The organism is Veillonella parvula DSM 2008, assembly GCF_000024945.1.
GTDB classification, from domain to species: Bacteria; Bacillota; Negativicutes; order Veillonellales; family Veillonellaceae; genus Veillonella; species Veillonella parvula.
Genome location: NC_013520.1, coordinates 1912600 through 1933703 on the forward strand (window position 1 = coordinate 1912600; position 21104 = coordinate 1933703).

12 protein-coding genes and 1 tRNA gene are annotated in these 21104 nt (G+C 42.0%); 1 reads left to right on the forward strand and 12 read right to left on the reverse strand.

Translation table 11 applies throughout. The features are described from left to right. Positions 1-28: 28 nt before the first annotated feature. Both addA and VPAR_RS08545 read right to left on the reverse strand, forming a co-directional pair. Complete coding sequence (addA, locus tag VPAR_RS08540; RefSeq protein WP_012864890.1) at positions 29-3895, reverse strand: helicase-exonuclease AddAB subunit AddA; 3867 nt, start codon at positions 3893-3895, stop codon at positions 29-31. After that, positions 3885-7442 carry a PD-(D/E)XK nuclease family protein gene (locus VPAR_RS08545; RefSeq protein WP_012864891.1) on the reverse strand — a complete coding sequence of 1186 codons (3558 nt, stop codon included), beginning with the start codon at positions 7440-7442 and terminating at the stop codon, positions 3885-3887. The genes addA and VPAR_RS08545 overlap by 11 nt, the downstream gene beginning before the upstream one ends. Positions 7443-7792: 350 nt before the next feature. Between VPAR_RS08545 and VPAR_RS08550 the strand changes: the two genes are divergently transcribed. After that, on the forward strand, positions 7793-8785 hold the full coding sequence (locus VPAR_RS08550; RefSeq protein ID WP_004694840.1) for a hypothetical protein: 993 nt from the start codon (positions 7793-7795) through the stop codon (positions 8783-8785). A 163-nt stretch (positions 8786-8948) separates the two neighbouring features. Here VPAR_RS08550 and VPAR_RS08555 read toward each other — a convergent pair whose 3' ends face one another. The 10 genes from VPAR_RS08555 to dnaB form a co-directional block, all read right to left on the reverse strand. Next, positions 8949-9497 carry an SGNH/GDSL hydrolase family protein gene (locus VPAR_RS08555; protein WP_012864892.1) on the reverse strand — a complete coding sequence of 183 codons (549 nt, stop codon included), beginning with the start codon at positions 9495-9497 and terminating at the stop codon, positions 8949-8951. 148 nt (positions 9498-9645) lie between these two features. Beyond that, a complete protein-coding gene (locus VPAR_RS08560) occupies positions 9646-10872 on the reverse strand; it encodes an MFS transporter (protein WP_004698192.1) in 1227 nt (408 codons plus the stop codon). A gap of 104 nt (positions 10873-10976) precedes the next feature. Next, positions 10977-11065, reverse strand: a tRNA-Ser gene (locus VPAR_RS08565). Between the two features lie 168 nt (positions 11066-11233). Continuing rightward, a complete protein-coding gene (locus VPAR_RS08570) occupies positions 11234-12187 on the reverse strand; it encodes a magnesium transporter CorA family protein (RefSeq protein ID WP_004694714.1) in 954 nt (317 codons plus the stop codon). A 446-nt stretch (positions 12188-12633) separates the two neighbouring features. Then, positions 12634-14763 carry a heavy metal translocating P-type ATPase gene (locus VPAR_RS08575; protein WP_012864893.1) on the reverse strand — a complete coding sequence of 710 codons (2130 nt, stop codon included), beginning with the start codon at positions 14761-14763 and terminating at the stop codon, positions 12634-12636. A gap of 255 nt (positions 14764-15018) precedes the next feature. Beyond that, positions 15019-16551 (reverse strand): ABC transporter permease/substrate-binding protein, encoded by a 1533-nt coding sequence (locus tag VPAR_RS08580; protein WP_012864894.1) that lies wholly within the window; start codon positions 16549-16551, stop codon positions 15019-15021. A gap of 173 nt (positions 16552-16724) precedes the next feature. Then, the gene (locus VPAR_RS08585; protein WP_012864895.1) at positions 16725-17051 is read right to left on the reverse strand and encodes a YolD-like family protein; all 327 of its coding nucleotides are present in this window, start codon (positions 17049-17051) and stop codon (positions 16725-16727) included. Between the two features lie 56 nt (positions 17052-17107). Continuing rightward, complete coding sequence (locus VPAR_RS08590) at positions 17108-18391, reverse strand: Y-family DNA polymerase (RefSeq protein WP_012864896.1); 1284 nt, start codon at positions 18389-18391, stop codon at positions 17108-17110. Positions 18392-18596: 205 nt separating this feature from the next. After that, positions 18597-19382 carry a DUF3969 domain-containing protein gene (locus VPAR_RS08595; RefSeq protein ID WP_231968129.1) on the reverse strand — a complete coding sequence of 262 codons (786 nt, stop codon included), beginning with the start codon at positions 19380-19382 and terminating at the stop codon, positions 18597-18599. Between the two features lie 309 nt (positions 19383-19691). Continuing rightward, entirely contained in the window at positions 19692-21050 is a 1359-nt protein-coding gene (gene dnaB / locus VPAR_RS08600) for a replicative DNA helicase (protein WP_004694701.1), read from the reverse strand. Between the last annotated feature and the right edge of the window lie 54 nt (positions 21051-21104).

The following is a 21104-nucleotide window of genomic DNA, read 5'->3' on the forward strand; positions in this document are numbered from 1 at the left end:
TTTATTAATTTATAAGAATCTATACACTTTAGTCCACGATGATTGCATCGTGCAAGCGGAAGCTATAAATATAGCAAGCTTTCACGGGCATCCCCGTCAATCGCTGCAAGGCCTCTTTATAGAGATCCATTTGGATTTTATAGCGCTTGATGAGGTCTTCTCCGGATGTAACGCGATCCGTTTTGTAATCTACGAGAACCCATTCACCGCTCTCTTCAAAAGCCGTATCAATAATACCTTGGAGGAACAGATTTTCCCCGTCCTCTAAAGTATCATATACACGTTTTCCTTCAAAGAGCATGCTAAACGGCAATTCTCGCTCGATACGTTTTGCATTGATAAGGCGCTTACCAAGATCAGAGCTGAAAAATTTATACAAACTTGTATCGCTTAATAAATTTCTCTCTTCCTCTGTGAAAGTCCCTTTCGCCACCAGTGCATCTAGTTCTTTTGTCAAAGAAGCTTGCGTATACTTCACAAGAGGTAGCCATTGCATAGCCTCATGCATCAAGGTACCCCATTGAGCACCTGTCAATACATCTTCTTTGGACTGTAGTGCTTGTGGCTTTCGACCGAATACGGAATTTGCTAAATCATCCTCCGAAACTTTAACAGGCTGAACACTAATATTACTAGTGTCATCGGCACTAAGATTTGGATTCGTTGTATCCAGCTTGATAGACTGAACCGCATCCGACACGGCTCGTTTAGCACCCAAATCTACTATTGCAACCGATTCATTAAGAGTGTCTATATTTCCTGCCTCTAGTTCTCGTTCTTGGAATCGTCGCTTCAATTCACTAACGGAAATTTTAGCAGTACGTCGTGTAGCATCGTTGTATGGATAGGTATAGTTAAAACGGTCCACGATTTCCTGCGGTAATTCTACGGAATTAACAGCTTTTAAGTCCCGCACCTTATTGATTGTTGTCTCGTCGATATCCGCTTTGTAATCGAGATCACCATAAAGAGAGCCATCATGGATCTCAACCTTTAAACGACACTGTTTATCCGGTAAATCAAAATAAGTTGGCCCTTCGTACTCGATGGCTACGCGCAATGGATTACCACCATCTAAATGACGAGCAAAGCCCATCATCATCCAATCTAGATAGGTATTAGCTTGTGTGATAATATCTGTCGGTAACTGTTGAGTTTCTACGGAAGCCGCATTTTTAATGAGCTCACCCATGGTGCTTAATACACCTTTAGAATTTTTAAAGCCTTTAATAAAGCCTGTCATGAATAGCTTATCTCGTGCCCGTGTCAAGGCAACATAAAGAATGCGCTGCTCCTCCGCCTTGAGGGCCGCCTCTTTTACGTCTTTCACATAGAACCAGGGCATGGTCGGGAAGGACACTCGAATATCTGGAAAATATCCTTTCAAACCAAGGCCTGCATTTTTATCGATAAGAAGCTCTGAACGCAAGTCCATCATATTGAATCTTTTTTGTACACCAGATAAAAATACTACAGGGAATTCAAGGCCCTTGCTCTTATGGATAGTCATTAGGCGCACCACATTATCTGCCTCGCTCACCACATTGGCAAGTGGCATATCTTGGTTGCTGTCGCGCAAGCTTTCCACAAAGCGCAAAAACCTAAAGAGCCCGCGGAAGCCTGAAGCTTCATAGCCCTTAGCTCTATCATATAAGGCGAGCACATTCGCGCGGCGGACGAGGCCATTCGGCATAGCCCCTACATAGTTTACATAGTCTTGGGATTCGTAAATATCCCATAGCAAATCGGTCACACCGTGACGACGCGACAAAGTGCGCCACCGCTCCATATGGCCAATGAAAGCTAATAAGCGCTCATCTTGAGCCACTTCTGCATAGGCTGGCATGAGCGACCATAGGGAACCCTCACCAGACAGGCGCAATGCGCCTAGTTCGTTCGCATCAAGGCCTACCAGGCCGGAGTGCAATACGGCAGCCATCGGCAAATCTTGTTCCGGATTATCTATGATGGATAACAATGCCAATAAAAGTTGAATCTCTTGTGCTTCAAAGTAACCGTCTCGCTCATTTACAACCGCAGGAATCCCCGCTTGACGCATGGCTTCTACGGCACGCGTCCCCCAGCCCGCTAAGGATCTGCGCAAAATAGCAAAATCTCGCCATTCGATTTGACGAAATGTACCATCGGGATTTTGCACCTGTTTCTTAGCAGCATGGATTTCCTTGATTTTTTGAATGATGAAATCTAGCTCACGCTCGTTGTTTTCAGGGTCATCCCCTTCATCTTCGTCACTTTCACTAGCACCAAGGGTATCCTTACTCACATCTAAGAGCTGCAATTCCACGTCGCCTCCAACCCAATCCTCTGGTACATCCTCTACGATGCGGCCAGGAATGAGCGATTCAGCCTCTGTATAATTAAGCTCTGCCGCGTCTTCCGTCATGATTTGATAGAATAAAAAGTTCGTAGCAGCCAAAATATTTGCGTCAGATCGGAAGTTTTTCGCCAAGTCGATACGTCGTTCTACCGCATCAGTACCACCGTAAGTATTGTACTTCTCCATAAATAGAGAACTGTCGGCCATACGGAAGCTATAAATGGCCTGCTTCACGTCCCCCACATAGAACCTATTATCGACGCGAGAAATCAAGTTGATAATCGTCTCTTGAACGCCGTTCGTATCTTGGTATTCATCGACCATGATTTCTTTGAAAGTATCTTGCAATTCCTTTGCCACTTCAGATGGCTGAGGGTCATCCTCTGTGCCAGGCTCAACGAGAAGAGCCAAGCATAAATGCTCAAGATCGCTGAAATCCATGATGCCTTGCTCTTGCTTCATGTCTCTATAAGCTTTATGAAAAGCAATCGTCAGTTCTACAAGACCTTCTATGATTGGATATTGAGCCTTAAACTGCTCTTGCAAGGTAGCTTCCGGAACGGTGAATATAGCGGTTTGCATGGCTTTGAGGTCATCTTTATTTTGAACTCCCAAAGATTTAAACTCTGCTACCAAAATAGGGTCATAAACTTGTGCCTCTTTTGAACCCATACGGAATTGATCCTTAATAAAAGTATCCATATGCTTACAAGCATCGCCCATATCATTCCAAGATTGAGCTGCTGAAAGCATACTTAGTGCAGCCAGTTGATTATCGTATATATTTTGCCACTTATGAGGACCTACGGGATTAAGTAAAATTTGCTCCATCCGCCCTAAGCGCTCCCGAATACGGTCGATAACAGCTAAATGATTCGACCACATATATTCGCCCCACATCGTATCACTAGGGTTTATGTTCATCGCCTCTTTATAAGGCTCCAAGGCTTTTCTTAGCCATCCATCGGGATTAGCAAGGGACATGGCGTAATTATATAAAGACATAATCTTTGCCGTTAAGCCCGCATCGGATTTATCGTCGCTGAAGAAGTCCGCTAGCTCATAGATATTATAAAGGCCCTCTTCATAGGATTTAGTTAATAAATCGGCTAATACCTCTTGCTGTAACAACGCCATTTCTGCTTCATTGCCGATACGAGCCGTTGGATTAATATCGAGCTTGTAGAAATAGGACCGGATTACCCATTGGCAAAAAGAGTGCAAGGTAGAAATATGAGCAGACGGCAATAGGTTAAGCTGTCGTTCAAGGCGTTCTTGCATTGCCGCATCCTCAGTGGATTCCATGGCTTTAGCCAAGGCAAGTCCAATACGAGCGCTCATCTCTTGAGCGGCCGCCTTTGTGAAAGTTACAACCATGAGTTCTTGAACGGATAAGGGATTATCCATATCCTTAAGGCGCGTAATAATGCGTTCTACGAGGACCGCCGTCTTACCTGAACCGGCAGCAGCCGCAACAAGTAAGGTCTGATTATCTAAGGAGGAGTCCTTAGGCGCTATGATGGCAGACTCCTGCTCTGGCGTCCATTTAACACCCATGGTCTTCACCTCCTTTATTACTAATACTTGCTACATTACTTTTATTTCCGTTGCTACTGTTATTTCTGTCGTTACTGTTGTTTGCGTCATTTCCGTCGCTTAAGACCTCTTTCATCCGTTCTAATGCATCGTCTTCAGACAATCTAGACAAATAATTATATCGATTACGGCTAGAGTCAAAGCGACATACCGTTCTGTAATCGCAGTATGTACAAGGTCTAAAGCCATTTAATTGATATGGCTTTATCGGGAACTGCCCTTCCCCAATGTGACGGCCCGTCTCAGCCATCACGTGATTTGTATAGCGGCACATTACGTCAAATTCGCCTGTAGACTTAACCTTCCGCAAGTCTCTGCTGGAAATGGTTTGATCTTTTTTCGTCGCAATCGGCACATAAGGCCCTCGCTTAGAACCATAGGACAAAAACTTATTGTCAATATGCGTCAACAGCTCTATATCATCGGAGAAGTACCCACTGTTTTGCCAAGCATCGCTTTCATTAGCCAACGAAACAGCATCTTCATAAGATATAGGCGCATCAGCAGGGATTTTCGGGTTCTTCACGTAAGAGTAAACCACCGATGCAGGGGACATAGATCCGCCATGTGTTTTACCATAAGCGGATTCTAACACCAGCAGATAGGTCATGAGCTGCAGTTTAAGGCCATAATACACATCTTGGGCCGTCACATGAGCGCCACCCGATTTGTAGTCGATAACCATACCATACGTTTGACCACCCCGTGTATATTCGTCGATGCGGTCAATTTGCCCGATGAGGCGCAAGTAACGGTCTTCACCAAGAGGGACTCGAATAGGGTCCCAGCCACCTTGACGACCAAAGTCTTGTTCTAAATACTTCGTATCAAAATCACTGCGCTTTGACCATTCTACGAGACGGTCTACCGTCACATGTAATGTTCTCTGTACACGTTGCTCGATGGCTTTTTGGTAGGCATCGCTCGTTTCTTCACCCAGTTGATTCTCTTGCAAGATTTCGTCTGCCACGGTGCGGCATAGATTTGCTTGTTCCTCTTCGTCGAGGTCACGCCATTGCTTGTTGTTTTCTAATAGATAATTACCTAAGCGCTCTAAATTCGCATGCAAGAACGTACCGATTTCAGGAGCACCAAAGGAGCGTACTGGACGCGGTTCTAATTTTAAACCATATTGAGCATAGAACTTAAACGGACATTGTTGGTATCGTTCAAGGCGCGTCACAGAACCAGACATATAGCCTTTAGATAAAAACAGCCCATTCACTAAATCCTGCGTAATGACAGGCACATCGTTGTTATCTCGAATGCCACGTGACACCTCCGCTAAACGAGAACGATAGGTTTCGCTTTCACGAGCCCAGTTATAGAGGCCCCACCAAAGAGGATTGACCTCATAACCACTAAAGAGCGCCCCCCAGCGCTCCGACAATAATGACAGACTTTGGAGTGGTCGCCATACATAATCCGCCTCTGTATCAGGTGCAATGGAGAGAGGAATCTCTACCGTCTGATCTACGTACCCAAGGGATTCTAATCGTTTCACCACGAGGGATGGCTCAAGACCAGTTCCATCCTCACCAGAGCCCGCATAGGACAAGGTCAACGAATCGGATGCCCGTGTCATGGCGAGGTATAATAGGAAATTCTCGTTGAAAGCCTTCGGCAAGGCACCTTCTGCTAAGGTAATGCCTGCATTGGCCAACTCTTGACGCTCCTTATCCTTGATGAGCCCTTCGTCGCCCATACTTTGAGGGAACACACCTTGGTTGAGGCCCATTACGAACACCTTAGGCCACCACTGGCTGTAACCACGTTCGATAGTGGTGATCACCACATGGTCTAAAGACGGCGGAATCATAGAATAATTGACATCACTCAAACCTTCTTCGAGAAGTAACATCATTTCATCCAAGGTCAATATTTCGTCCTTCATGACCATAGAAATTTCATCTATAAAGGAAAGGACCGCATTGTACATCTGTTCATGGCTAGCTTTGGATTCTTGATCACCTACAGTTTCTGCGTCCTTCACCCATTCATAGAGGCGCTCTGGCACTTGCAATGTTTCTAACAAGCCATATAATTGAGCTCCCCATTCTGCGCCCGTATGTCCATCACTATAAGCCGCAAAATCAAACCACGGAGATAGAACATCCATAATGGTTTGTCTTGCTTTGTTTACACGTGCTCTGCGTGGTGCATCTAAGTGGCTTTCTTCATCTTGCCCCTCATAAAAGCCTCGTAGGTACGGCCAGCTTTCACGTTCCCATTTATAATGGTCGATACCAAACTCGAGAACGTAGTTCTCTAACTCATCTACAGCCTCACGAGTGAGAGGCATCAAATCCGTCTTGAGCAAGAGGAACATGCTGTCTCGACTATAGTTATGACGCACGATATCAAAGAGGGCCGTCAACAGCTCGCCTAACGGATGGTTTTTCATAGGCCGCTGACGGTCGATAAAGTGCGGAATACCGTAGCGAGTAAAGACCTTTTCTAAGGTGTCACCATAGGTTTCAGACTCGCGAAGCATGATACATACATCTCGGTAACGAGCCTCTTCAGATGATTCTACATAGGCTAAAATACCACGAGCTACCGCATCTGCTTCGCGTTCCCGGTTATAGCCTCGAATAAGCGGAATCGTTTCATCTGTAGAGTTTTTCTTACTAGGGCTAATAAAGTAATTAGACTCTAACTCTCGAACGATTTGAGGGCCTCGTTTCCCGTCAAAGCCAACCCAGTTGATACTAGAGCCATAACGAGCGACTAAGGTGTCGTAAATCTCTAAAGGGCGGCTGAAGAGATGCTCCCCTCGACGAGCTAGATTTAACGCCTTTGGAGCCATCGGTAAATCGATAGTAATAACGGCCTCCTTCGACAAGTCAAACAAGGTATAAATCAACTCATAGTGTGTTGGCGTAAACCAATGGAAACCATCGATAAAGACGTGACTATTCTCCATGAGAGGAGATTGTGGCAAAGCCTCTACGATTTCCATGATAGGATCGATGTCGCGCTCCCCATGGCGACTGAGTTCCTCTTCATAAGCAGACATACAAATAGCTAGCTCGCGCAATTTCTTTTGTAATACATTATTTTTAACAAACTCTGCCCCTCGTTCTAGGTCATCAGGGCCTACACGAAAGGCGCGGAATTCAGAAAAGAGCTGTTGCAATACGGAGGAAAACTCAAGCCGCTTTGTAGCCTGTTCTAACAGCCCCAGTTCCTTTTGCTTTCGTTTCATTACAAGGCGCAACAACATAGACCGGCCAAAGCTTGATAAACTTGATTGACCGACCCCTTTTGAGCCTATCGATTGATATACCTGATAACCCAAACGACCAAAGCCTACGACGCGAACCGTAGTAAAGCCTTTCTCAGGCATACATTCAGCTAGCTCCCGTTCCACCCGATAGGTGGCAGGTTCAGGAACGAGCAAAATTATTGGTTCCCCTGGACAGTCTGTCATGACCTGACGTATGCGCTCATATACGGCGCGCGTCTTGCCTGATCCAGCTCGTCCATAATAGACGCTAATACTCATGAGACCTCCCTAGTGAAACTTTCACCATCTCAATTGATATAATCCACAAATGTATATTGCTCATATCAGTTAACGCATTAGAATAGCACTACACAAATTAATTGTAGCACTATACGAATTAGATATAGCATTAAACGAAATTTTTCGATATAATAAATTACTATACTGATTATTATTATATAGTAATATGACATTCTATGGCTAATTGTACAATATTTGACTCATCTGATTATATTTATTTATAATTAAGATAATATTTTATATTTTATTTACAATTAGCATGAATTCCTATATAATACAAGTTAGTATCTGTGTTATTTGTAAAATCATGTATTTAGGAGTAAATTATTATGAACAAAAAACATTTAGCAACTGCTTTTGCAGTATTTGCAGCGACAACAATGTCTTTCTCTGCTTTTGCTGCAACTATCGATGCTAATGCACGCGCTTACGAACGTGCTTCAGCAGAGCAATATTCTTATCCTGCACCACAAGCGGCTACGCCAGCTTACCAAACTAGTTATGCCACAAGTGCACCACGTCCTGGTTACAAACCATTGCCAGCAGTGCCTTATACAGCAGGCGATATGGCTCAACAAATGCCTGTATCTAAAGAATTAGGTGATCCAATCTTTGTGGCACCTCAAACAACAGCTGTAGGTCTTCAAATCATGGATCCTATCCCTACTGAAGCCCAACCTGTATACCAAGAAACTGTAAACTCCGTAACAGCTAATGGCAACGGCAGTTCCTACGTTTCTCGCTACAAAGCTAACCAATTGAACGCTTTCGACTTGTTGTTAAATGGTAAAACTTACACATATGACTTGCCTGCATACACTAACGGCTACCAAGTGAAAACTGCTAGCTCTTACAACCGTGCTGGCAACGGTGTTGCGAATGTATTCTCTACAAACGTAATCACTGAAGCAGTTGTAAACAACAATTCTTTGCGCATCACTGTAAACATGACTCAACCAACAGCTGTAGCAGCTGCTAAATTGCGTTCCATGCAACAATCTGGTCAAGTAGCAAGTGGTGAAGTAGCTGCATTGTTCGCTTACAATGAAAGCTATGATGGTGTAAAACAAGCAGCTCATTACGATATCTTCAACAATAACGGTCGTTACATCGTTGTTAAATCCGGTGCTGTAACTGTACCAAATGGTGCGCAACACCCTTACGCAACTGCATTATTCGCAGTAACCGAAGACACTGTAGCAGCTGTAACCGTATCTGGCAACACTGCTGAAGCTTCTGATTTAGTAAAAGGCACTGCATATGCAATCGCACAATCTGCTAAAGTGTCCAACAATAAAGTATCTACTAAATCTAAAAAATAATTCGTTACGAATTTAATTGTATCTGGTGAAAGCCCCCAACTTTCGCTAGCACAAAAGACTATAAATCACTAACTCCCCCAATGAGGCAACTCATTAGGGGAGTTTTTATGTTCTTTATATTACAGTTACATTATAGTCCCGTTACAGTCGTATTATAGTGCCGTTATAATCGCGTAAAGACCTCTAATGCCTTATACGCCATTAATCGATAACCGCGCTCGTTGGGGTGTACCTCTCCAGCAAAGACAATTTGTCCAATTTGATCCGCTTCAAACAAGGTGGTATAGAAATCTATGACCTTAATATTATGCTCCGCTGCGTAAGCTTTTAGCTGTTCATTAACCTCTCGTACAACGAGATCTAATCCATCCATATCGCTATCAATTTGAGTTTCTAAACCGATGATTACCATCCCTTTTGTACTAGCCAGCTCAATAGCTTTCACTAAAGTCTTGTACACATAGGTACTATCTCGACCTTGTAAAATATCGTTAGTGCCACACATCAAGAAAATATGACGTGTTGGATCGGATACAGCAGTAACCGCCCAATTTTCAATATTATATATCATCCCCTGTACGGAGCAGCCATCTTCACCATAATTTGTAAAATTAACGTTCTCTATGGAAGCATCGCAGATTTCGACCCAACCGCGTCCATAGGGTACATCATAGCCACGCGTAATGCTATCGCCAAAACAGATGATTTCCATTTACATTCCTCCTGTAATATGACTCAATCATATAATAAAAGAACACCATACACAATATACATATTAATTACAAAAAGGACCCATTTTGAACTGCCCTCCAATTAGATACAATTTTTAGAAAGGCAGTTTATTTACGGATCCTTTTATATTATTTAAGACGAATAAAGAACAATGCGCATGCACCGATAATAGGTGCTATAGCGATAGACATCAAGGACATTTGGTAACTGCCCGTCATTACGAGGACATTGCCCAAGAGCAGTGGTGCCAAGAGAGCCCCAATTTGATTAAACAAGTTTACAAAGCCCGCTGTAGTGCCGCGTAAATGAGGTGCTGCCGATTGAACTACAAGAGCATTAGTCAACGCACTATGCATAAAGGCACCAATACCGAGGATTGGACCTGTTACAAAGAGCATGTTTGGATTTGCCGTACTTGCAAACAAGATTAAAGCGGGCGCAAATAAGAACATAACGAGCGCCGCTAAATGGTTCTTCTTAATTGGCAAAATATCAGATAAAATACCGATCGTTGGTTTCGCAATGAGCGCAGCCGTACCGAATACGCTCATGACTTGGCCTGCATAGATAGCAGTTACACCTAATTGTTTAACCATGTATAAGTTCGCCCATTGCGTTACGCCCCAAGTCGTACCTGTGGCGAAGAAGCCTGCAATAGCCAAGCAACGAATGTTACGATTAGAAATGATGTGCTTCAAGTTTTCTACTAAAGACGTTTGACCTACGCCAAGCTTAGCAGCCGCTTCAGAAGCCTCAGCTTCTCGTTGTGCGAGAATTTCTGCACTCGGCTTACGCACCGTGAAGTAACATAATACAAGTACTAACAATGGCAAGATTGCTGTAGCAAGGAATGCCGTTTGCCAGCCGTAATGTGTCGCCACATATGGTGCGTAAAGGTTTACCGTAGTAATACCAAAGGACGTACAGCTCATAAAGATACCTACGGCCGCACCCCGTTGATTCGGACCGAAGTGATCTCCGATAGCACTCAAGCAAGAAGCTTGTACAGGACCAGACATAACCCCTAATAAGAAGCGCAAACCCCAAGCCATGGTATAGTCTGTAATGGTACTCATCAAAGCCGTTACAGCGGCCATACCGATTAAACTAAACAATATGGTACGTCTGTAACCTATTTTATCCGCTAAAATACCACCTGGCAGTACCGTTAACGCATAACCAAAGTAAAAGGCCGAAATGTGTTGAGCCCCCATCTTAGCTGTGAAATGCAACGCCTCATTGAGGATAGGCATAACAGATGCCCAAGACAAGCGCATAACAAAGCTCAACAAGAACGTGAGCCACACACTAAGGAGAATTAAAATCTGAGTTCGCGAGAAACTAAGTCGATTCATACGAGCTCCTTTCTACAGAAAACCTAATAAATATATCGATAGCATACCATAGTGAATAAAGATTGAAAAGCCCTCTAGGCATAAACCTAGAGGGCTTTATTATGTGGCGGAGAGGGTGGGATTCGAACCCACGGCCCCTTGCGGAGTCACTGGTTTTCAAGACCAGCTCCTTAAACCACTCGGACACCTCTCCATAACGGTACTATTATATCAAATTGGTCTAATAATAAGCAACAACGTAATACGTAAATAAGCAATAATATAATACATAAGCAAGCAAAAAAGCTGACTTACAGCCAGCTTTTTCATTTGTATTTAACATTTAGTATTGCCCTAATCTATTAGTTATTTGTCATATATGTTAGAATAGGTCTTTTTTCCACATGCCGATGATAGCAATGATAGAACACACCACGGAAATACCTACTACTTCGTAGAATCCATTCGGATCATCCTGGAAGGGCAACGCCACATTCGTTCCCCACAGACTGAATATGATTGTGGGCACCGCCAAAGTAATCGTGAGGGCCGCCAACATTTTCATCACCATATTAAGATTATTTGAGATAATCGATGTAAAGGCGTTCATCATATTCATCAAGATATTAGAGTACATTTCAACCATCTCGATGGCCTGTTTATTCTCGATGATAACGTCTTCCAAAAGATCCTCATCCTCTTCATACATTTTAAGCAAATGTCTATAAGTGCTGTGACCACGCAAGCGCAATAGGCGTTCCATAACAGTTCCATTCGTACGCAACGCAGAGGTAAAGTATGTCATGGATTTCTGTAATTCCAATAGTTGGAAGAAGTCTTTATTCTTCGTTGTATGACGCAACTGAACTTCAATATCGTCGGTACGGCGATTGATTTGTTGCAAATAACGTAAGAACAATGTGGCTGTACGGTACAAGATTTGGAACAAGAACCGCGTCTTTTTATATGTATAGAATGTAGACAGTTGGTTTGAAATGAACGGATATAACACCTCGGACTCTTCAAGACATACAGTAATGAAGAAATCAGGCGTCAAAAAAATACCGAGCGGCACCGTATCGTACATATCATTACCGCGAATCGCAGGAATGTTGATAACCACGAAAATATAATTATCCTCTAATTCCACGTGAGAACGTTCTTCCATATCGAGAGCGGTCTTTAAAACGTCCGTTGGAATTTCCGTCAAAATGTTGATGAGGGACAACTCATCGGGGTCTGGGTTCACCAAATTTACCCAAGAACCTTTTGTGGCATCTGATACAGTGCAGTCTGAAACCAACTCTTCTTCTATGTGTTTGTACACCGTGATCATGCTATCCCTCCTTCCAACGAACATATAGTAATCATCTAATAAATTATATACTATTTTATAGCTATTATTCAATTCAATTGTGAAAGTTTTGTTTATATAGTATATACATAAACCGCTTTATGTCTATTAACAATGCACAACTGTATATGTTAAAAGCATCTCAAAACTATTCTTATATCAAATCTACAAAAAAATCTAGCAAACAGATAGATTAATAAAGCTGCTAAACTAAAAAATCCACCAAAAGATTAAACCACTAAAACTTACAGTGAGTAAGCATGCAAACAAATAATCAGCAATATATCATTAGGTTAAATCTTATAAAAATAACCTCTATACTGGCTTATCGCTAATATAGAGGTTATTTGTTTTATCCTACTCTGTCAAATCAGAATCATGTCATTTGTTATATTTCTGCATTAATCTATAAGATTACTTTCACCAAATTAACGGCGTAAGATACGAATAGAGTTCAAAATACAAAGAATGGATACGCCAGTATCACCAAATACCGCCCACCACATGGATGCATAGCCCATAAGACCTAGTGCCATGATAAGAATTTTAACGGCAATAGCGAATACTACGTTTTGCCATGCTACGCGCAACGTCGCTTTGGACAAGTCAAGGATATGTGCAATAGCAGTCAAGGATGGACGCATGAATACAACGTCTGCCGCTTCGATAGCCGCATCAGCACCGCTACCCATCGCACCACCTACGTCAGCACCAGCAAGCACTGGCGCATCGTTGATGCCGTCGCCTACGAACATGGTTGGACCATATTCAGAGCGAATATCTTGTACAACGGACAATTTATCTTGTGGCAACAATTGAGCACGAACGGCACTTACCCCAGTTTCTTTGGCAATATAATTAGCGCTTGCTTCAGCATCACCTGTAAGCATAACCGTTTTAATATCTTGACCATTAAGATCAGCGATAGCCGCTGCGGAGTCTGGACGAGCTTCATCAGCGATAATAATGCGACCGAGGTATACATTACCTTCTACTACTAGTACTTCTGTGCCGTATGCAGCAGCTTCTGTTGGATAGCCTTGCACATTATAGCGTTCCATGAGACGACGATTACCAACGAGGACTTGTTGACCATCAACGGTGCCAACCATACCTTCGCCTGCTAATTCTTGAACAAAGTCAGACGCTTCTACAACGATACCTTGTGCCTTTGCTTCGGAAACGATGCTTGTTGCGATTGGATGCGTAGAAACGGCTTCGATAGCTGCCGCCATGGACAACAATTGAGTATTGCTCACATGAGAGCCTACAGTTTCTACGTTTTGTACTTTAAATTCACCAGATGTGATAGTACCAGTTTTATCAAGAGCTACTGCTTTCACATTAGCCAACGCCTCGATAACGCGACCACCTTTAAGCAAGATACCGTGTTTAGACGCATTGCCGATACCGGAGAAGAATGCGAGTGGCACGCTAAGCACCAATGCACATGGGCAAGAAATAACGAGGAATGTTAAGGCTGTGTAAATCCATTTATGCCATTCACCTGTAATAAGGGACGGAATGATAGCTACAGCCAATGCAAAAGCTACAACGATTGGTGTGTATACGCGAGCGAAACGCGTGATAAAACGGTCGATTTTAGGTTTAGAAGATGCTGCATTTTCCACGGCATCAAGAATTTTAGTAACCATGGATTCTTCAAGAACCTTGTCCACACGCATCGTAATGCGGCCAGATTCGTTGATGCAACCAGACATAAGTTGAGTGCCAGGTACAGCGCGAACCGGTACAGGCTCACCTGTTACAGGAGCTGTGTTAACGCGAGTTTCACCTTCAAGAACTGTACCGTCTAGAGGGATTAAATCACCAGGACGAACTTCGATAGTCCAGCCTACTTCAACCTTTTCAGGAGCCATAACTACGATTTCACCACCACAGCCTGTGTCTACAACGCGCACCTCTTGAGGACGCATATCGACAGCGTTCATGATTTCTGTACGACTACGATCAGTTGCTTTTTCTTCGAAGAACTCACCAATACGGTAAAACAAGATAACGCCTACTGCTTCAGGCAATGCGTCGATTGCAATGGCGCCCAATGTAGCGATAGACATCAAGAAGTTCTCATCAAATACTTGACCTTTTAAGATATTACGACCTGCGATACGCAATACTGGGAACGCAAGTAAGATATAGGCAATATAGTAAATTGGAGTTTCAATACTCTCTGGCAAGCCGATGGATGGGACAAAGGATGACAAAACTTCATAAATCATGAATAACAAACCTGCTACGATGACTACAATTGTTACAGCATCACTACCACGATCCTGGTCAGGACCATGATCATCCATAGCCGCTTTAGATTTACGCTCGTAATCCGCTACGGTTACGCCCTCTTCGATGGCATCACAAATATCTTGAATGTCACGTTTAAGCGCTTCACGGTCTTCCCAAGAGCCGGTTAATTTTAATTGATGTGTAGCAATTGTGAAATTTGCAGTCTCTACCACATCCATTTTACGGATACGATCTTCAATTTTTGCTGCGCAGTTCGGACAGTTCAAATCCTTCAACAATAATGTTTCTTCCATGATATCTCCTTTGATAATAGTGAAAGTTTCTATCCTGTATTATAAGTTAATTTATTGTCTATTTCTAATACTTATTAGACATATCTTGTTTCATATCTTGTTATATATGTTCCTAAACATTATTCATCAGATATTTTTATTTATATGAATATCTGTTCATATGTTTATATTACATTAAAGGAGATTAAATGTCAATACAAAATTATATTCACTATATATCAAATTTTATTTACTTTAGATCTAACTATATTCAGTTTATATCAAGTTTCGTTTTACCAAGAATTGATGTGCTACATCAGCTGGTAATTGATGTTCCGTTTCAACGGCATAATTCATCTTTGCCATCTCTTGATCTGTAATCGTATGATTTAAACTTTCTAATACAGGCCGCAGTTCGGGATGAGCGATTAACACTTCACTATGCACCACATTACCAGCCATATAGGATGGATATAAATGTTTATCATCTTGTAACACCGTAATTGGCGCCATACTTAATTGTCCATCAGTTGTAAATATCGGCATTGCATCCACCTCACCACGACTAATAGCCGTATATTTTAGTCCTATATCCATATCTTTAGTAGCTTTAAAGCTCATGCCATACACACGTTGTAATCCAGCATAGCCATCCTCACGGCCAAAGAAATCATATTCCCCTCCTAATGTTAGGGATGGTGCTATACGAGCAAGATCGGAATATGTTTTTACGCCATAACTCTGAGCGATTTCATTACGCACCCCTATGCCATAGGTATTATTAAAGCCGTACATGCCGACCCACTCAAAATTATATTTCTCTTTGTAGGCCTGTGAAAGCTCATTAAATAGGCTTTCATCATAAGCATCTGTACGTTTCAGCACAGCAGACCAAGCCGTACCAGTATATTCAGGATATATATCAAATTGGCCAGAAAGCATAGCTGGTTGAATATTGGATGTACCACCGCCTACACCTTCTGTAACCTCTACGGTTAAATCAGTCTTCTTCTCGATTAATTCTTTTAAAACATTCCCCAAAATAAGCTGTTCCGTCATAGGTTTCGTTGCAATATGAATAACATCGGTCTTCACATGACGGCAATACATAGCCCAGCCACCTATACCCATTGCAATTAGCGTCATAATCGAAACAAATATAATCGTATAACGCTTCATATGAGGGCTAATACGCGTTACTCTTTCACCTAGAGAAAAGAGCGCATCAACCGTAATGGCTAATAGTGCAATCAGTAGACTACCGGCAATCGTCAAAGCACTTTGATTCGTTGTAATGCCCCTATAAATCGCCACACCTAAACCACCAGCACCAATAAAGGATGCAATACCTGTCAAGGCAATGGTCATAACGAGCATAGTCCGTATACCAGCCATAATCGTCGGCATAGCCAAAGGAATCTCTATATTCCACAAACGTTGAATCCGCGTGAGCCCTAATGCAATCCCCGCTTCACACATGGCTTGATCAATCTGGTTAAGACCAGTAAATGTATTTCGTACCATCGGTAATAAAGCATATATAACCAATGCAATAATAGCGGTCGTATTACCGACACCGGATACATACAATAAGAGACCTAACATCGATATAGAAGGAATCGTATATAGGAAATTGACCATTACCATAACTGGCGCAGCTAGCCTTTTATATTCGTATATAAGAACACCCAACAATCCGCCGATAATGATCGCAACAACAGAAGCTAATACTGAAATTTCTATATGCTCCCATAATAGCTGGAGGAAAAAATCATAGCGATTGATAAGTAATGATATGACATCATGCATTACATACACCGCCTTTCTAAGTCAAGAAACACGAAAAATTATATAGGCATATTAGAGTCAATAAAATGCAAGAAATCTTTATCAAGCTATATTTACCCATGATACTATTGTATACCTAATTATTTCTTAACTCTAGTCTATTTACCATACACAGTAAAAGCCATCATTTATATTTATATATCATACAAGTTCAGCTCTTTAATATATCTGAAAGGAATAACAGTCCCTTGTACAGAGAGAATTTGTAATTGCTCACTAATCATATCAACAACGCCTATAAGCTCCGTATATTTTTGTTTGTTGTAATAAACAATTCGTACCCATTCCCCACAACGTACAGATTGTAAAACTGTATTTAACTCATCTATTTGATCCTCTGACAACTCTGCCCGATCTTCTTTTGGCCTTGCTACAGCAGTTAATAATGCTTCAAAGCCCCTCAATGCCGCAAAGGGCATAAATTGTTTTGCCCGTTGTAAACGAGACATACGATGTTTCATTAATGTATACCTCCCCTTATGCGACTAATCTATTCCCAATATATCCATTACACTATTTATTCCCCGTTATGCCCGCCTACCAAGGTATTTCTAAATCGCATAGTTCCTTCCTCCTGCAAGCTAGAGGCACGCAATATAGAATTCTTACCAAACTGTTCCTTAATGGATAGCATAGCTTCTTGTACTTGGCGTTCCTTTTCCTCTGTATCGGTAGCAAGAATATTAAATAAGTCCTCCTCTTGCGGTATGGCGGAACGATTGACTAAATCCTCAAAGCTGACCCCTATACGCCGTATGAGCTCATTCTTATGGCAATGCTGCTCGTATAATTTAATAACCGCCGTCGTCAAGGTCTGTAGAGAATCTGTATACTGCTTAAGCTTTTTAGAACCTCCTGTAGAGCGCATCATTTCATTAGCATAGCCGATATGAACATAGATATGATTTGTAACCCCTTTAATTTGTAAAAGCTCTAACACCAAGGACTCTACCATTTCACGCATAGGCACGCATGCCTCTTCATAGGTATAATTGCGCAACAAAATCTGACTGTGCGAGATAGAGTGCTTAATGGGGCGATACGCGTGAATATCCGCAATCGTACAAGGCTCACGGCCCCAAGCATGGTCAATGATGAGCTCTGCATTAATGCCAAACTCCTTGTACAACTTCGCTTCTGGAATCATGGTAATACCATGTAAATCATAAGCACCATACTTATGCAAACGATTAGCTATGCCCTTACCAATCTGCCATATATCGGTCAAAGGCTGATGATACCAGATTGTCTCTTTAAAAAGGCTTTCATCAAGATAGCCTATAAAATCAGACGCATGTTTCGCCAAAATATCAAGGGCAATCTTAGCAAGAAACAAATTTGTTCCGATTCCAACGGTGGCATAAATCTTCGTTGCCACTAGCACCGCATCAAGCAACATCTGCGCCAACTGACGAGGCGTCTTTTTATATAGTGGTAAATAGGGCGTAATATCGATGAAATACTCGTCGATAGAGTACACATGCACATCTTCGGGCGCCACATACTTGAGCAAGGTTCCATAAATCTCAGCAGACACCTGCATATACCGCTTCATATGTGGCTTCACCGTCAAATACTCAATATGCGGTGGAATCTGAAAGAGACGACTGCGGTTTTTAACACCTAATTTTTTTAAGGCTGGCGAAATAGCCAACGTAATAGCCCCCTTGCCACGAGAACCATCGGCCACCACCAGAGGTGTTGTAAACGGATCCAGTCCCAAATCGGCGCATTCTACAGACGCGTAAAAACACTTCAAATCAATACACATATACAGCCGATCCGTATCAGCTGAACCCATACAAACACCTCCCTAAATCGCTAAACAACTGGCTTTTACAAAAATTAGAACACAAAAACTTCTATGATTAGTATAACAAAAATATAGAGTATTTTCAAACATATGTTTGTTATTATAACAGTAAATTTCGAGCATAAAAAATAAAAAGAGTACCTACTATTAGACATCAAATCTAATAGTAGGTACTCTTAAGTACGCATATAACTTAACCCAATATGGTTTCTTTAGGACTTCTATAATAAACTAATCCCTTTTCACTACTATAATCCATGCTAGACTCTTTAAGCCTACAAAAATAACCCCTAAGGTCTATAGAAATCTTTCTTAACCACAATTGTTGTCGTTTATTGCTCAAAAAATCTTTTCGGTTATCACAAGAATCAAATAATTCAAGAGCATCACTTAAAACCTCAGACTCGCCACAGTTTATAGCTCGAAGATTAGTAAGGTAGTTACGTTTAAAAGTATCAAAGGCATCACCACAATACTCCCCTAACTCAATCAAAAACACTGTATATCCTAGCATAAAAATCATCATGATTTGCTCAAAACTATGATGAGATATAAAAGAAATATAGAGATGATCAACGCTATCCGTATTAGGTACATCAAACAAGTTGAAATCATTAATACAAGTATGATATGAGGGCTCCATTAATCTAGATATACAATCTAGTTCCAAGTAATCTATCGCATCACGCAAATGACCTTCCCAATCAAAGTCTTCAAACCACTCTGCTGCATCAACAATATCTTCCATGCCCATACCTTGGAAAACAATCTCCCTTAAGTCCTTTGACAATTGGTATTCATCAATTAAATCTATCATGGACAAATGATAATGCAGGCTCTCAAATACACCTAGCCTAATACGCTTATATTTATAAGCCTCTGCAGCACCTAATCCAACCATCAACAAATAAAACTCAATATTTTGTTTTCCACTAATAGTTAAATTCATCATACATAGGATGGAAACCTTATATTCCATCTCACAATACTTACGTATTGTACGACACTATAAAATCTATCTAGTACTATTATACACTTTAATAAGACTTATTTTCTACTAACATAACCCAAAACTTCTATTTCCATTTCTCCAAACAATACAACGAAAACTATCGAGTGCCACTATATTGATGGGACACCTTCATATCTACAGTGATAAAAAGAAAGGACTATACTTATGCAGCGACATCAGGTCACGAGGAGCAAAGAAGTATAGTCCTTTCTTTTTAATTAAAATGTAGCTATGTCACGGGGCCCCATCAATATAGGCCCCCCACGATAGTTTTCATTATTGTTCCGGCCCTAGGTCTCGGAATTCTACGTCTCTAAATTGTGTTAATTCTCCAACGAATTGGAGTTCTACGGTACCGACGGAGCCATTACGGTGTTTACGAATAAGGACTTCTGCATTGTCCCCTTTTTCGGAGTTTTCATCGTAATATTTATCGCGGTACAAGAAGATAACAATATCCGCATCCTGCTCGAGAGAACCAGATTCACGAAGGTCCGAAAGTACAGGCCGTTTATCTGGTCTGCTTTCAACACTACGAGACAACTGAGACAAAGCGATAACCGGTACGTTAAATTCACGAGCAATCAGTTTAAGATTACGAGAGATTTCGGACACCTCTTGTTGACGATTTTCACTGCCCTTACCAGCATTTCGACCTTGCATCAACTGAATATAATCGACGATAACGAGATCGAGGCCATGTTCCACCTTGAGACGGCGCAATTTAGAGCGCATATCTTGTACGGTAAGACCCGGCGTATCATCGATAAAGAGCTTGGATTTACTCATGCGGTCCGCTGCGGCAATAACCTTTTCCCAGTCAGCAGGATCCATGTTCGCACGGCGCAATTTTTCAGAACTCACACCTGCCACGGAGGACAAAATACGACCAACGAGCTGTTCCTTGCCCATTTCCAGGGAAAAGAACGCCACCGTCTTGTCGTACAACATCGTTACATTTTGAGCGATATTCAAGGTGAAAGCTGTTTTCCCCATCGCAGGACGAGCTGCTACGAGGATGAGGTCAGATTTTTGTAAGCCGTTGAAAATGTGGTCCACATCTTTAAAGCCTGTTGGCACGCCTGTAATAGCACCATCATGCTGTTGCAGTGCATTAAGTTTATCTAGATTAGATAAAACCACTTCACCAATGGCTGCAAAGGATGATTCAGACTGAGTTTGACCGCTTACGTCTAGCACCATTTGCTCTGCCTTATTGAGGATTGCCGTCGGCTCATCTTCGCCAGCATACGTCATGCCTACGATTTTATTCCCTGCATCGATGAGGCGGCGCAACTGAGCTTTCTCGCTGATGATTTTCGCATGTTCCTCAACATTGTAGGAAACCGATTCATTCGCAAGAGATGTAATATAAGCAAGACCACCTACCGCATCAAGGCGCTTACGACGGTCTAGTTCTTCACCAACGGTGATAAAATCAGCCGTCTTATTGGCATGCACGATTTCTAGAATAGCATCGTAAATAATACGATGTGCATCGCGGTAAAAATCTTCAGATTTAAGAATACTCGTCACCGTATCTACAACGGCACCCATATTGGATCCATTAGTTAATAAAGCCCCCAAAACGGCCTTTTCCGCATCTAGATTATGCGGTGGAATGCGTACATCCATGATAATCCCCTTCACACAACCACTATGGATAAAAGAATTCACCATACTCAAAGA

What these genes read in the sequence shown, in the direction of transcription:
- VPAR_RS08585 (WP_012864895.1), bottom strand. Translation starts at nt 17,051, where the DNA reads ATGAAACATCGTATGTCTCGTTTACAACGGGCAAAACAATTTATGCCC.
- VPAR_RS08575 (WP_012864893.1), bottom strand. Translation starts at nt 14,763, where the DNA reads ATGGAAGAAACATTATTGTTGAAGGATTTGAACTGTCCGAACTGCGCA.
- VPAR_RS08545 (WP_012864891.1), bottom strand. Translation starts at nt 7,442, where the DNA reads ATGAGTATTAGCGTCTATTATGGACGAGCTGGATCAGGCAAGACGCGC.
- VPAR_RS08570 (WP_004694714.1), bottom strand. Translation starts at nt 12,187, where the DNA reads ATGATCACGGTGTACAAACACATAGAAGAAGAGTTGGTTTCAGACTGC.
- VPAR_RS08595 (WP_231968129.1), bottom strand. Translation starts at nt 19,382, where the DNA reads ATGGAATATAAGGTTTCCATCCTATGTATGATGAATTTAACTATTAGT.
- VPAR_RS08555 (WP_012864892.1), bottom strand. Translation starts at nt 9,497, where the DNA reads ATGGAAATCATCTGTTTTGGCGATAGCATTACGCGTGGCTATGATGTA.
- VPAR_RS08560 (WP_004698192.1), bottom strand. Translation starts at nt 10,872, where the DNA reads ATGAATCGACTTAGTTTCTCGCGAACTCAGATTTTAATTCTCCTTAGT.
- VPAR_RS08550 (WP_004694840.1), top strand. Translation starts at nt 7,793, where the DNA reads ATGAACAAAAAACATTTAGCAACTGCTTTTGCAGTATTTGCAGCGACA.
- addA (WP_012864890.1), bottom strand. Translation starts at nt 3,895, where the DNA reads ATGGGTGTTAAATGGACGCCAGAGCAGGAGTCTGCCATCATAGCGCCT.
- VPAR_RS08580 (WP_012864894.1), bottom strand. Translation starts at nt 16,551, where the DNA reads ATGCATGATGTCATATCATTACTTATCAATCGCTATGATTTTTTCCTC.
- dnaB (WP_004694701.1), bottom strand. Translation starts at nt 21,050, where the DNA reads ATGGATGTACGCATTCCACCGCATAATCTAGATGCGGAAAAGGCCGTT.
- VPAR_RS08590 (WP_012864896.1), bottom strand. Translation starts at nt 18,391, where the DNA reads ATGGGTTCAGCTGATACGGATCGGCTGTATATGTGTATTGATTTGAAG.